The organism is Shewanella sp. SW1 (genome assembly GCF_025653545.1).
Taxonomy (GTDB): Bacteria; Pseudomonadota; Gammaproteobacteria; order Enterobacterales; family Shewanellaceae; genus Shewanella; species Shewanella oncorhynchi.
In genome coordinates this window covers 160,368-173,661 of record NZ_JAKKSG010000005.1, presented here as the reverse complement: position 1 = coordinate 173,661, position 13,294 = coordinate 160,368, and the positions used below count along the sequence as shown (strand labels likewise).

Here is a 13,294-nt window from a genome sequence, read left to right as displayed (position 1 = left end):
CAACTTACCAATTTATATAGTAGACTCAAGCTTATTATTGATACTTCTATAAACTAAATATAAGTGTATCAACTCAACCAAAGCTAAATTAACTATTACGACAGTGAAATATTGAAGATGACCCATAGCCCATAAGTTAAATAAAAATAAAACTTCTATAAGTCGAAATTTAGACCATTTAAAGTAATTTGACGGATAATCTTTACCTATAAGCATAGGTAACAGTTTCAAATTAAAAGTGACTGCAATAGCAATATGCACACAGAGCATGCTAAGTAAAGAAAACAATAATTTAAAGCTAAAAATATTCATCTGCATAAAAATCGATTCAGACTTAAATTCAACCAAAAAATCAACAGCAAGGCCGATAACAAGTGTCAAAGCAAGCACTATGCTCATACCCAAAAAACTAATTTTTTTCATAAAAAACTCTTAAATCATCCCTAAAATAAATCAATAAACACAGTCAGCGAAACGTCTTGAAAGTGAAGTTAACCCAATAAATTCAAACTTTTATAATTTTTCACAAGTATATTAAAAACAAAGAACAAGGTCAGAAACATGAGTGTTTTTACAAAGATATCGATAAAACGTAATGGACTCATCCCGCCAGCTAATAACACATCGAAAACAGGCAGTGATGGCAGCACAACAAATGTAAAAAATGAAGTACCTAACACAGAGTAAATAAAATACCTTGGATACCCAACTCGATTAATAATCAAAGCACATACTAAAGAAAATATGATCATCAGTGGAAGATGTATCCAAAAGCAAAATACAACTATCCCCAAGTTTTCACTTAATGCTTTTACATTGAAAGATAACAGTAAATCCCACCACCATTTGCTATCAACAGACAACCCACTTCCATGCATATATATCAACACAGCTATGCCGAAAATAATCACTAAAAACTTCAATCAACCTCCAAAAACTCAAGCTTAGTTATTACTAATCGAGATTTAAAAAATCGAAACCGTGTATTTTCAATAATAGTGAGAGCGTTATACCATTTCTGCATCGAGTAAAGTAATAGGCGAAAAATTATAGTTTAAATAAGGATTGGTGAATCCAATATTTTTTGTTTTTGCATTCCATTTAAAAATGAAATGCATATCTAACTCACCATTCAAAAAAAACAATTTATTGTTGAAAAAATTTATTCAACAATAATTTCAGTCGCAAGAACTGAGAAGCCATACAACCAAGTTGTAGCACCCTCAATTTTAGATGTGCTACGGCGTTTATGACATCTCCATGAATTATCAAATGGGCTAGTATATTCTAATGTTACCTTTGGAAGTAGCCTATCATCGATTGCCTCAATCAATTTTTTATGCTTTATTGATACTGCCGATGCAATATCATTAACGAGATCTTCATCTTTATTACTAACATATAGATAGACTACTATAGGTAGCCGAATATATTTATAATTCAAGTCACTTTCAATTTGTTCAATATTCAGACGTTTCATTTGATCACATGCACTTTCCCAAGGCTGCAATACTTTTGGAATATTAGATAGCGTTGAAATATCTTTTGCAATATTAATACGAGCGACTTTAAATTCAATTAAAAAATGTACATCTTTATAGCAAAGTAAAAAGTCAACACGTCCAACACTCGAACCCTCCCGCCCAACCTGTAGTTCGGTTGCAATGAAACCCACATCGCCTTGAAATTTCAAGCAAGACTTTACGAAAATACCATATAACTCGCGCTCATTAGGAATTCTAAACTTTTCGAAAAATACTTTAGACTGAGGTGAAGAAAGCTCTAGATTAAAATTATTACAAAATAGATTAACAAAATCCCTTAGGATACGTTGTTGATGCCCATCAGAATTTGAATAATAAAGCCTATTAACATTCATAGATAAATCTACCATTGTAAACCTCTCAAACTATCATTCTAATAAAATAACTATGATGCCACTATTACATCATCATGCAACTTAGTATGAAAACTCAATGCAAAGTATTGAATTTAATAAAATGTCTAAAAAATCACATAAACTCACTTGCAATTAAATTATTACAGCTAGTTTTTATTTATAATTTAAAACCAATGAAATTGCCTCATCAATAATTAACAAATCATATCTACTGTTTAACCAATTACCTGATGCACACCGTCTAATCCTTTTATTTTTATTTAAGCTCAAGTTATCGCACCAAGCAACAAGGTGTTCCTCAGTTACACTATCTAATTCCATATCTAATTCGTTGCATCTTTCTCTAACGGTGACAATGAATTCATCTATTTTCGAAGATACGTCTAGAGAATTAATTTTTTTAACTACATGACCCAGCTGATTTTTTACTTCGATCACATCTTGTTCAATTGCATCTTGCCTCGCCAATGAGTCTGCAATCATTCTAGAGTTTTGAGCAACAACTTCAGCCATTTGTGTCAGTAACGATCCCTTTGTTTCTGGCGGGGGAGGATACACACCATGTTTAGTTAAGGATGGAATTACTTCATGATATAACCATTTTTGGAATCGTTTACCAGCCATACTTCTATCACTAGATAAAACTCGATATAGACCCGGCTGAGTAACAAAAACTTCAGTTTCACCTTTGAATGTTGCATTTCCTACAGGAATGGAAATATATTCATCAGGTTCGAGAGTTTCTAACTGAGATTTAAGTAGTCCAGCCATATTTTTTGGAATATGGTTCTCATTTAGTTCTCTATTTTCCCTGTTTAAAGTAACCAAAACATCCTTTAATGAAATATGAAGTAGTCCATCATATATTAAGGTTCGGATATCAGAGACCCCTGATTCACCTTCATAACAAATGTTAATTAATTCACTTTCCAAATCGTTTATCCTTATAATTAAAAAAATATAGCCGATTAACTAAAACTTCGTTTCTTCCGAGCTCTATTCCATTACTGCGGTAATACCAATTCCCCTGAATCATACGACCTATCAAATTCTGCTTTTGCATCGGCTTTGTGGTTGATGCAATTGACCATGTGTTCATCGGAATTAAAGTTTTTACAGTCTTCGGGGACTAGATAATACTTGCGCCATGCTTCGGCTTTGCGTATTCGAGCGGCCTCGTTTTGTTTGGCTAGTCTGGATTTTTCAGCCGCATTTTGCTGTAACTCTTGCTGAACCTGATACTCAGCAAGCTGGCGAGCAAGTTCCGTTTGCTTTTGTTGCATAGCAAACTCATTAAGCCCTTGTGTCAGTCGGTATTCGACATAACTCAGATAGCCAATTCGCACTAACAAAGTGACCAAACCCGCTAACAAGATACCCAACGTAATTTGTAAAACTGATTTCATCCCTAACTTCCAAAGTCCATTACCGATAGAAATGCGATTTATGCCGTTAAAATCCGAGCAACATTAAGATGTTGCTGACTGCACCTATGAAGCCCTGTATCAAAACTTTAATCACACCAAATACTAAGCGAACACAGTAGCCGCAGAATACATTTCCCCTCGGAGTTGCCGCAGGGCGAATAGGCAAATTGCGTGAGTCTCGCCATGGATGGCGAGCTAGCTTTCGCAGGTGCAGGGACGCATCCTTCGGAAGCGATAGCAAATTTGCCAATGAGCACAAGGGGCTTTCAACTCCGTTGGGGGGCGGCAAGGGAGATCCAAGAGGGAATTGCTGTTGATCCCCTCTTGGTCGGGTGTGGGTTGAAGACCCACGACCTTGATTCACCTCGGCCGCTAGGCCGCAAAATTACCAGTTCACTATTTTGTAAATCGACAAATTGCGAACCGACAAAGCTTCCCCATGGCTACCGCACTTCGCCAACATTCGTCAGCCAAGCCATCAATCGATCAAAACAAGGTTGCACCAACTCAAAACGTCCACTGCTGAACATTGAGCACAATGCCAATAAGCACTATGGCAACAAGTATAAGTGCCAAAGCATATTCACGAATTTGCAGGAGGAGTTGGGTATCTAAGAAAGAGAAAAGACACATCGTCCTGATGCAAGTGACTCGAATCGCGGGTACGCGATTAAAGCTCATCCTTGTTAAAAACCTAAGATAGCGACATAGCGTACACTTGTCTATAACTTTAGCATTATAAATCAAGTAATTAAGCAAGCACTGATTTAATAATGTTGATATGAATGCATGTGACTAAACCAATCGCCATCAAATAACACTATCTCTTGATTTTGCAGTGGCATGAAGTCTCGCTGTGTGAGGCGGTCTTGTTTTGGCAAATGGTCATATTTCGACATGCAAATAAGCCCCAATTGAGTGCATTGCTCAAGGGCTCTGCGCAAAGAGCACTGAGCAAAATTCAGGCATAACGTAACTGAGTTGAATCACAGTACGAACATCACTGTAGAAGCCTGATAACACGGGTTTTACACTCTGATTTAGCTTGGTCAAAACTGCAACGATTAACCGCCTAAATTTGCATTTTCGGCCCTACATGCTAACGTGGCTAATGTAAATTTACATTCAGTGTTTATCAAAGCTATGTCGCAACAATCAATAAAAAGTCGATCGACAACAAGCTTATATCGGGCGATACCATGCAGCGCGGCTGATATTACACGGAAGCACAACTGAGGTTGAGATATGGAACCATCTAATACGTCACGCCGGACCTTTATTAAGCAATGTGTGATTGGCGGGGTTGCCGTATATTCGGCCCCTTTGTTGTGGGAAATGAGTCGCGCGAATGCGGCGATTGTCTCACCTGAACTGGCAGCCCAATGGCAAACTCAGGTTAATGGTCAATCCAAACCTAAGTTTCGTAACGACGGCATAGCGAAAGTCACAGGCCAAAAAGTCTATGGCCGTGATTACCGCGCTATGGACATGGAGGGCTGGCCCAAGCAGCAAGGTTACGCTTTTATACTTCGCGCCGCCGATGCCTCCCATGTTTATCAAGGCTTTTCACTCGACCACCTGCCCGCTTCGGCTAAGCCCTATAAAGTGATCACTGCGGCCGATCTGGCCCGTGATAAAATCAAGCTGCCCGATTTTTACGGTGACAATATGTTACTGGCCGAGGGGCAAACCGCTGACTACTTAGGTCATGCGGTGGCGATATTGTTGTTCGACAGTTTCCCCGCCTTTAAGCAAGCTAAGTCCTTGCTGCAATTTGACCAGACCTTACTGCGCTTTGGTGAGCAAACGCCGTTTGTATCGGACTCGAAAGACCCGTACGCCAGCTGGCGCCTTATTCGAGTTGAAGGTGAAAATGGCGCAAGGGAAGATTTATATAGCCCGCTCCACGATGGGCTGTTTTTCCCTAGCGTAAAAGATCGCAAACCAGAATGGTTAGGCAATCCGAATGCCAAAGGGACTGTGTCTGAGCGCGGGCTTTATTATGCGGGTGAGATAGATAAGCAGATTGCTAGCGCCCAAGCCAATCAACAATGGCAAGTGTTAGAACGGGAATATCGCACCCAGATCATCGATCCTATGATGATGGAACCCGAAGCCTTTAACGGCTGGTATGATGCGGCTAGCCAAACCTTTCATACTGTGATTACCTCGCAGTCGCCGCAGGACTTTCAAGAGATGGCAGTGCACATGCTGTTATCTAGCCCACTGGCAGGCAAGGTAAAACATCTTGTGGTGCACTCGCCCTATATCGGCGGTGGATTTGGCGCGAAAGACCATTCGATATTTCCTTATTACGGCGTGATCGCGGCCGTTTATGCCAAGGGACCAATCCGACTCGCCAATGACAGATTCGAACAATTCCAGTCTGGCCTTAAGCGTCATCCGTTCATCATGAAAAGCCGCTTAGCGGTGGATAAATCGACCTTAAAAATCCAAGCCTTAACTTCGCAGATGACAGTCGATGGCGGCGGACGAGTCAACTTTACCCCGTCTGTGACCTCGGTTGGCGCAACAGCGATGCAAAGCATTTACTACACGCCGCGCAACGATATTATCGCCACAGCCTATGCGTCGCGTAACCCAGATGCGGGTTCGATGCGCGGTTATGGCACGCTGCAATCGATGACGGCGATGGAATGTATGATCCATGAGATCGCCGACGAGCTAAAGGTTGATCCCTTTAAACTGCGCGCCGCCAACGTGATGGAATCCGGCCAGCGCAATACTCAAGGCGCGATTCCTAACGGTACTTTACGTTACCGCGAAATGCTCGACATGGCCGAGCAAGCTCCCGTGTGGCAAAACCGCGCGGTGAATAAAAAGGACTATGAGGCCAAACATCCAGGGATGCGTTACGGCGTCGGTTTTGGTATCGCCACCAAAGATTATGGTACGGGTGCAGCAGCGCCAAGTGCGGCGGTTCGCCTAGCTAAAGACGGAAAAATCACCCTAGAAATCGGCTTTATCGAAATGGGCACAGGCACGCAAACCTCCCAAGCTGTGGTGATCAGCGATGCCCTTGGCAACTTTGCCGATGAGGTAAAACTCGCCGAAGTGGATATTTGGGATGCGATGCAATTAGTGCAAACCGATAATCCTTATATTATTTCGCAGCAACGCCAAGATGAAATGGCGGCTAATCCACGCTGGACACCGGTTAAAGCTATGGCATCGTCGGCGTCTATGTCGGCCTATTACCAAAGCCATGTCAGCCGCATCGCCGCCGATATTATCTATCGCCACGGCCTATGGCCTGCAGCGGTATCGATTTGGAACGAGTTGTATTTTAATACGCCAATGGGCTCAACTAATTTGCATAACTCACGGGATGGTCGCTGGGTCGATGGCAAGCTAACCGCCTTGGGCTTTCCGCCATTGTCGCTAGATATTCTCGCTAAACGCGCCCACGATATGGGTTTAGTGGTCGGCGTGATGGGCCATGCCTTTAATCGCTGGGCTTGGGCCGAAGCCGATTTCGACATTCTTGGCACTAAAGAACGTTTAGCACTCGATGCGCTGGCGTTGCAATACGGCGAAGGGAACGCGACGTTTGCGGCCACCTCCGACACGACTATGAGTATCAAAGCGCGCCAAGCCAGCATGAAGTCTAACGGCTATCACTTGATCGATCGTCAAGCCATAAGTTATCCCAGAGCCGAACTGAACAATGCCATGGTGACTTACTACGCCCCCTGCGCCACTTTGGTTGAAGTGGCCGTAAACGAAGGCAATGGCGAAGTCACGCTACTGAGTTCTCATACTTGGTTAGAGGCGGGCAAAGTGATTGTTAAAGAATTAGTCGAAGGGCAAATTCAAGGTGGCCTTGCGATGGGAATAGGCCATGCACTGCATGAAGGCTTACCGCCATTTGAAGCAGGCGCTGGCAATGGTACGTGGAACCTCAATCGCTATCAGGTGCCGCTAGCGCGGCATGTGGGCGTGTGGGATCAACGTCATACCATATTGCCGCAGTTATCTGATAACGATCCCAGCCGTGGTATCGCCGAAGTGGTGATGATCCCTGTGGTCGCGGCGCTGATTGAAGCCGTGTATCAAGCAATCCATGTCCGCTTTTACGATTTACCTATGACAGCGAAAAAAATTAAGGAGGCCATGGCATGAGCCAGTCTATTAAACTGACCATTAATAACCAAGCCGTAGGCCCGATTGAAGTCGCCGATGGTGTGATGATGATTGAGTTTCTACATGAATACTTGAACCTCACAGGCACTAAGTTTGGTTGCGGCGCAGGCGTATGCCACGCCTGTACAGTGATCGTCGACGACGAGCAAGGCATGAGTGAAGTGGTTCGTACCTGCATCAATGGTGTAGAGCGTTTTAATGGTAAACGCGTCCGCACTGTCGAAGGTCATGCTAGACAAAACTCCCTTGGCGAAATCACCGCCCTGAGCCCAGTGCAAGAGGCTTTTTTAGAGCACTTTTCGTTTCAATGTGGTTGGTGCACCTCGGGCTTTGTCAACGAATCAACCGCACTGCTTGAGCGATTAGAGCGACAACCTATCGCTAAAGATCAAGTTGAAAAAGTCGTTGAAGATGCCTTGAGTGAACACGTATGCCGCTGTACTGGCTACGTAAAATACTATGCGGCGGTCAAAGATCTGATCCTCAAAACTAAGGGGCTAACCCTGTGATGACATCAGCCAATCTGCGCCATTTCTCGCGCTATTTCCCGCACATTAGTAGGATAAAAAATCTGTTGAGCCACAATCTACTCCTGAGTTTAGGGCTAGGTTTGCTCGCCTGTTCCAGCAGCGTTGCCGATGAAGGCGGCAATACGAATAACGACATCGCACGCGGCGCGTATCTGATGAAGATAGGCGACTGTGTGGCCTGCCATACTGCGGTCGGCGGTCGCGAACTCGCGGGCGGTTTGCCGTTCGAAACCCCCTTTGGCGCTGTGTACTCAACCAATATCACCTCAGATAAAGAAACTGGGATTGGCAAATACAGTTACGAGGAGTTTTTTGATGCCATGCACCACGGTGTTGGCGTCAACGGCAACCTTTATCCTGCTATGCCTTACACTTCCTACAGCCTGCTCACGGACGCAGACACTCAGGCGATTTATGCCTATCTGATGAGTACTAAACCTATCAAGCAAGCTAATCGCGACAATGATGTGTACTTTCCGTTTAACCTGCGTTTTGGCCTAAAAGCTTGGAACTTAGTCGCACACGATGCTAAGGAATTTACCCCGAGCAAGGAAAAAAGTGAGCATTGGAACCGCGGCAATTACTTAGTCAATGCCCTAGGGCACTGCGGTGAATGCCACACCCCAAGAGACACGCTGTTTGCCATGGAGCAGGACAAGCACTTTGAGGGCGCGATTATCGAAGGGCTAGAGGCATCGGACATTCGCCCCGCTGAGCTTAACAGGCAAAACTGGACCCATGAGGATCTTAAGTCGCTATTTACCGAAGGCTATTCCCGCAAAGGCACCGTCTTTGGCGGCATGTATCCCGTGGTGTATCACAGCTTTAGCCACTTAACCGATGATGATATGCGCGCGGTAAGCAGTTATCTGCTCGATAACGACGATGATCTTAAACCGGATCCGCTCACCTTTAACGGCCATAAACCTGAACTGCCAGGTTATACGCTCTACAAAGGTTACTGCGCCGGTTGTCATGGCCAAAATGGTGAAGGTCGTCCTAATGTCGCGCCCGCGATGGCAGGTAACGCCACCTTAGATAAAGCGAGTCCGCACAATATCGTCGCCGTGATGCTAAAAGGTATTCAAAGCCAGCATTACAACGCTACCACCAGCTTTTATGCCATGCCGGGATATGCTGATGAGTTAAGCGACGAGCAGATTAAAGACTTAGCCAATTACCTAAGACTCACCTGGAGCACACAAGCTGGTAATCTCGATGTGAAAACCATCCAAAGCTTAAAAGAAGTGATCCTCGAGCACGACTAACCCACATAGGTATGTGGGAGATTTAAGATAAAAGCCGCATAGTTATGTGGGAGATTTAAAATAAAAGCCGACTCTAGAGTCGGCTTTTGCTTGAATGATATAGCGCGCATGAATCGGTCACTCATCGACTTAATCAAAGTAAGCGGGATCAGAGTAAGCGGAGCTTCACTTTCACTTAGCCACGCAGTCGAGTATCGAAGAAGGCTAAGCTGCGCGCCCAAGCGAGTTCGGCGGTGGCTTTATCGTATCGGCCAGTGGAGTCGTTATGAAAACCGTGATTCACATTTGGGTAAAGATAAGCGACATAATCGGCTTTGTTGGCTTTTAGCTGGGTTTCGTACTCGGCCCAAGTGTCGTTTACCCGCTGATCGAGCCCAGCAAATTGCAACATAAGTGGCCCCTTTACTCGGCTACGCAGTTCCGCAGCGGCTGGTGTGCCATAGAAAGGTACGCCTGCATTGAGTTCATCGGGAATCGTGGCGGCCAGCATATTGACGATATAGCCGCCAAAACAAAAACCTACGGCACCGAGTTTGCCATTGCTTTGGGGGTGGGCTTTTAAAAACTGCGCTGCGGCAATAAAGTCTTGCTCGATTTTGGCTCTGTCTAAACTGCTTTGCATGGCGCGGCCCGCATCATCATTACCCGGATAACCACCGAGGGAATAAAGCGCATCGGGGGCGAAGGCGATATAACCCTGCGCCGCTAATCGACGAGCCACATCTTCGATATAGGGATTAAGGCCACGATTTTCGTGCACCACTAATACCACAGCGGCTTTTTTGCTGAGATCTAAGGTTTTCGGCTCACCTGCGGCACTGCCCGCGAGCAATAACTCATCGGGCATGACTAAGTAGCCGCGCCCTTCACCGTAACCATTTGGTGAGGGAAACTTAACATAGCTGGCTTGAATACTGGGATCGTTAAAGGAGACTTGCTCAGCGAGGGCATAGTTCGGCAAAAGTGCGCCCGTGAGCATAGTCATGGTGAAACCAAGCGCCACCAGTCCTGCGAGCCGCCCCATAAACTCACGGCGATCGATAATGCCATGGGCATATTCGTCATACCAGTCAAAGGCTTCCTGCGGTATCGGTTGTACTTTCTGGGCATGTATCTGACTTGTTTCTGCTAAGGCTTGCTTGTCTTGCTGTGTCATCGTTATTCCTCCATTGAACAAGCTAACCACAGGTAACACGTCTTCCCTAGCTTGTGGGTGTTAAGATTTAACTCAAGAGTAAAGTAAGAATCGCACTTAGGGCAACTGACTTTAACGTGTGCCGTTTGGTAAGTTTGTTTTGAAATAGCACACGATCGGCACAAACGGCTGTCGGTTAGGGCAAGGCTAGCTTAAAATAGCGATTTAGATTCTAGAGGGCCTAGCGTGATACAACATAGAGCTAGCCAGATGGTGATATTCCACACTCTGGTGACCAGTGGCAGTTTTACCCAAGCGGCAGCTAAGTTAAAAACCTCGACCTCCTATGTCAGCAAGCAAATTGGCGCGTTGGAAGCTGAGCTGAATTTGCTGTTAGTGCAGCGCACCACTCGCACCTTAGTGTTAACTGACGCGGGCCAGCAATTTGCGCGTTATTGTGAGCAAGTGTTTGAAGCAACGCAAAATGCCGATGCCATGATGCTGGATGCCCGCGACGACATTAGCGGCACGATTCGCCTCGGTTCCTCTCAATCCTTTGGCACCTTACACATCATCCCCGCGCTGGAAGTGTTGCAGGAAAAGTATCCCGAATTACGATTTGAGCTAAGCCTATTCGACCATAAGGCCGACATGCTAGAGGAAGGACTCGATCTGTGGATCACTAACCATGAACAGCTGAACGAAGGTTATATCGCCCAGCATCTCGCCGAGACTAACTTTGTAGTGGTCGCCTCCCCCGATTATTTACTCAAGCACGGCGTGCCACACCATCCACGGGAGTTAGCTCAGCACAATTGTGTTATCTATCAAAGTAAAAGCCGTAATTATGATCGATGGAGTTTTGCTAAGGATGACCTTGAGCAAACCGTCAATGTGGCGGGGAATTACCGTGTCGATTTAGCCGAAGCCGTGCGCAATGCCGTGATTGCAGGGCGCGGCATAGGCTATGTGGCCACGTATTTACTCAGTGATGAGTTTCAAAGCGGAAAACTGATCCAACTCTTACCCGATTGGAAACCACTGCAACAGATGCCCGTCTATGTGGTTTACCCAAGGCGGCGCCATTTACCGACTAAGTACAAAGTGATTATCGAATGTTTAAAGTCCCATATCGGCCACCCGCCCTACTGGGATAAAAAGCTCAAACCTTGGTTAGGTAAGACTGTCACTTAAGCTGCATTTCAAACCAGCACTGACTACGACACCAGCCTAAAGTCGTCTGTGGCGTGATTTCGATTATTGCCACAGGCACAAATATTATTTCCTCTGGGCAACAGTAGCCGAAATCTTTTTTATTATCCTGCATAAACAGCAACTTAAATAGTTGCTATTTTCGACACTTTTATCGTAACAGCCCAGTAACGCCCGCGACTTGCCCTTACGCTGACTCGGCCTACAATGCGCGACTTCTTCTATCACTCAAAAGAATAAACCCATTATGACCGCGATATTAGGCATGATTAGTATCTTGTTTTTTGCTTGGTTACTGTCAGTGAACCGCAAGAATATTCCCTACCGCACTGTGATTTTAGCCCTAGGCTTACAAATTATATTTGCCCTGTTAGTGCTCTACGTCCCTGCGGGTAAGGCCGTATTACAGTCTGTTACGGCGGGCGTGTCGAGCGTGATAGCCTATGGCAACGAAGGGATTGGCTTCCTGTTTGGGGATCTCGCCACGGGTAAAGTCGGCTTCGTATTTGCAATCAATGTGTTAGGTATCATCATCTTTTTCTCGGCACTGATTTCAGCCTTATACCATATTGGGTTAATGCCTAAGGTGATCAACATTATTGGTGGTGGTCTGCAGCGTTTACTGGGCACGGGCCGCGCCGAGTCTTTATCTGCCACGGCAAACATCTTCGTCGGCATGATTGAAGCGCCGCTGGTGATCAAACCTTATTTAAAGCACATGAGCGATTCGCAATTCTTCGCGGTCATGAGCTGTGGTTTAGCCTCAGTCGCGGGCGGTACCTTAGTCGGATATGCCGCTTTAGGTGTCGATCTTAACTATTTGATTGCCGCCGCCTTTATGTCGGCACCCGCGGGTCTGTTGATGGCTAAAATCCTCATGCCGCCTAGCGACAATGACAAAAATAGTGCCGATGAAATCACCTCAGTCGAACTGCCACGCGCCACCAATGTGGTTGAAGCCTTAGCCGATGGCGCTATGTCTGGCATGCGGATTTCTGTCGGGATTGGCGCCACTCTACTGGCCTTTGTCAGTGTTATCGCCCTACTGAATGGCATGTTAGGCGCTGTGGGTGAATGGTTCGGTTACCAGTTAAGCTTCGAATTTTTACTCGGTTATCTGTTCGCCCCTATGGCGTGGCTGCTGGGTATTCCTTGGCATGAGGCCATTACTGCAGGCTCACTCATTGGCCAAAAAATCGTAGTGAATGAATTTGTAGCCTTCATCCAGTTAATGAAAGTCGAAGACCAACTGAGCGCCCATTCTCAGGCCGTTGTGACTTTCGCCCTGTGTGGTTTCGCTAATATTTCCACTATGGCAATTTTGATCGGTGGACTGGGTAGCATGGTGCCAGAACGCCGCGAATTTATCGCCCGTAATGGTTTTCGCGCCATTGCCGCGGGTGTATTTGCCAACCTCATGAGTGCAGCAATTGCCAGCGTGATCCTCTCGCTGTAATCCATCAGCTTGGGCTTTTTTAGGCACTCATCTCACCATTGAGTTAGCCACTAAGTTAGCCACTCTCGCGCAGCAAAACCGCGATCAACACAAACCCAAATCAAGCAAGCTTGGTTTGGGTTTTCTTTTATGCCTCAGATATTTTTTGTGTATAATGTCGCCAGAAAAAGATTAATTAGTTTACATTTCAATAACATGTGTA

Annotated in this window: 12 protein-coding genes; 6 read left to right on the top strand and 6 right to left on the bottom strand. The window is 45.3% G+C overall.

The features are described from left to right. Positions 1-12: 12 nt before the first annotated feature. The 5 genes from L5M71_RS06430 to L5M71_RS06410 all read right to left on the bottom strand — a co-directional run bounded on the left by L5M71_RS06430 (position 13) and on the right by L5M71_RS06410 (position 3,306). Complete coding sequence (locus tag L5M71_RS06430) at positions 13-423, bottom strand: hypothetical protein (protein WP_263139906.1); 411 nt, start codon at positions 421-423, stop codon at positions 13-15. A gap of 68 nt (positions 424-491) precedes the next feature. Further along, complete coding sequence (locus L5M71_RS06425; protein WP_263207266.1) at positions 492-923, bottom strand: hypothetical protein; 432 nt, start codon at positions 921-923, stop codon at positions 492-494. A gap of 239 nt (positions 924-1,162) precedes the next feature. Then, positions 1,163-1,894, bottom strand: coding sequence for a hypothetical protein (locus L5M71_RS06420; RefSeq protein WP_263207264.1), 732 nt, complete (start codon positions 1,892-1,894; stop codon positions 1,163-1,165). Positions 1,895-2,053: 159 nt separating this feature from the next. Further along, on the bottom strand, positions 2,054-2,833 hold the full coding sequence (locus L5M71_RS06415) for a Bro-N domain-containing protein (RefSeq protein WP_263207262.1): 780 nt from the start codon (positions 2,831-2,833) through the stop codon (positions 2,054-2,056). A 71-nt stretch (positions 2,834-2,904) separates the two neighbouring features. Then, positions 2,905-3,306 (bottom strand): hypothetical protein, encoded by a 402-nt coding sequence (locus tag L5M71_RS06410; protein WP_263169221.1) that lies wholly within the window; start codon positions 3,304-3,306, stop codon positions 2,905-2,907. A 192-nt stretch (positions 3,307-3,498) separates the two neighbouring features. On the opposite strand from L5M71_RS06410, the gene L5M71_RS06405 reads away from it, so the two are divergent. The 4 genes from L5M71_RS06405 to L5M71_RS06390 all read left to right on the top strand — a co-directional run bounded on the left by L5M71_RS06405 (position 3,499) and on the right by L5M71_RS06390 (position 9,289). Continuing rightward, positions 3,499-3,942 carry a hypothetical protein gene (locus L5M71_RS06405; RefSeq protein ID WP_263220658.1) on the top strand — a complete coding sequence of 148 codons (444 nt, stop codon included), beginning with the start codon at positions 3,499-3,501 and terminating at the stop codon, positions 3,940-3,942. Positions 3,943-4,572: 630 nt separating this feature from the next. After that, positions 4,573-7,470 (top strand): xanthine dehydrogenase family protein molybdopterin-binding subunit, encoded by a 2,898-nt coding sequence (locus L5M71_RS06400; protein WP_263207260.1) that lies wholly within the window; start codon positions 4,573-4,575, stop codon positions 7,468-7,470. Further along, positions 7,467-8,000: a (2Fe-2S)-binding protein gene (locus L5M71_RS06395; RefSeq protein WP_006082848.1), complete on the top strand. Its 534-nt coding sequence runs from the start codon at positions 7,467-7,469 to the stop codon at positions 7,998-8,000. The genes L5M71_RS06400 and L5M71_RS06395 overlap by 4 nt, the downstream gene beginning before the upstream one ends. Continuing rightward, complete coding sequence (locus L5M71_RS06390) at positions 8,000-9,289, top strand: cytochrome c (protein WP_263207258.1); 1,290 nt, start codon at positions 8,000-8,002, stop codon at positions 9,287-9,289. Before L5M71_RS06395 ends, L5M71_RS06390 begins: the two co-directional genes overlap by 1 nt. A gap of 175 nt (positions 9,290-9,464) precedes the next feature. On the opposite strand, the gene L5M71_RS06385 is transcribed toward L5M71_RS06390, so the two are convergent. Continuing rightward, positions 9,465-10,445, bottom strand: a complete 981-nt coding sequence (locus tag L5M71_RS06385) for a dienelactone hydrolase family protein (RefSeq protein ID WP_263207255.1) — start codon at positions 10,443-10,445, stop codon at positions 9,465-9,467. A gap of 225 nt (positions 10,446-10,670) precedes the next feature. Between L5M71_RS06385 and L5M71_RS06380 the strand changes: the two genes are divergently transcribed. Together L5M71_RS06380 and L5M71_RS06375 are read left to right on the top strand one after the other, a co-directional pair. After that, positions 10,671-11,618 carry a LysR family transcriptional regulator gene (locus L5M71_RS06380; RefSeq protein WP_011847616.1) on the top strand — a complete coding sequence of 316 codons (948 nt, stop codon included), beginning with the start codon at positions 10,671-10,673 and terminating at the stop codon, positions 11,616-11,618. Positions 11,619-11,883: 265 nt separating this feature from the next. Continuing rightward, entirely contained in the window at positions 11,884-13,092 is a 1,209-nt protein-coding gene (locus L5M71_RS06375; RefSeq protein WP_105251603.1) for a NupC/NupG family nucleoside CNT transporter, read from the top strand. Positions 13,093-13,294 lie beyond the last annotated feature (202 nt).

What these genes read in the sequence shown, in the direction of transcription:
- L5M71_RS06430 (WP_263139906.1), bottom strand. Translation starts at nt 423, where the DNA reads ATGAAAAAAATTAGTTTTTTGGGTATGAGCATAGTGCTTGCTTTGACA.
- L5M71_RS06420 (WP_263207264.1), bottom strand. Translation starts at nt 1,894, where the DNA reads ATGGTAGATTTATCTATGAATGTTAATAGGCTTTATTATTCAAATTCT.
- L5M71_RS06410 (WP_263169221.1), bottom strand. Translation starts at nt 3,306, where the DNA reads ATGAAATCAGTTTTACAAATTACGTTGGGTATCTTGTTAGCGGGTTTG.
- L5M71_RS06400 (WP_263207260.1), top strand. Translation starts at nt 4,573, where the DNA reads ATGGAACCATCTAATACGTCACGCCGGACCTTTATTAAGCAATGTGTG.
- L5M71_RS06395 (WP_006082848.1), top strand. Translation starts at nt 7,467, where the DNA reads ATGAGCCAGTCTATTAAACTGACCATTAATAACCAAGCCGTAGGCCCG.
- L5M71_RS06390 (WP_263207258.1), top strand. Translation starts at nt 8,000, where the DNA reads ATGACATCAGCCAATCTGCGCCATTTCTCGCGCTATTTCCCGCACATT.
- L5M71_RS06385 (WP_263207255.1), bottom strand. Translation starts at nt 10,445, where the DNA reads ATGACACAGCAAGACAAGCAAGCCTTAGCAGAAACAAGTCAGATACAT.
- L5M71_RS06375 (WP_105251603.1), top strand. Translation starts at nt 11,884, where the DNA reads ATGACCGCGATATTAGGCATGATTAGTATCTTGTTTTTTGCTTGGTTA.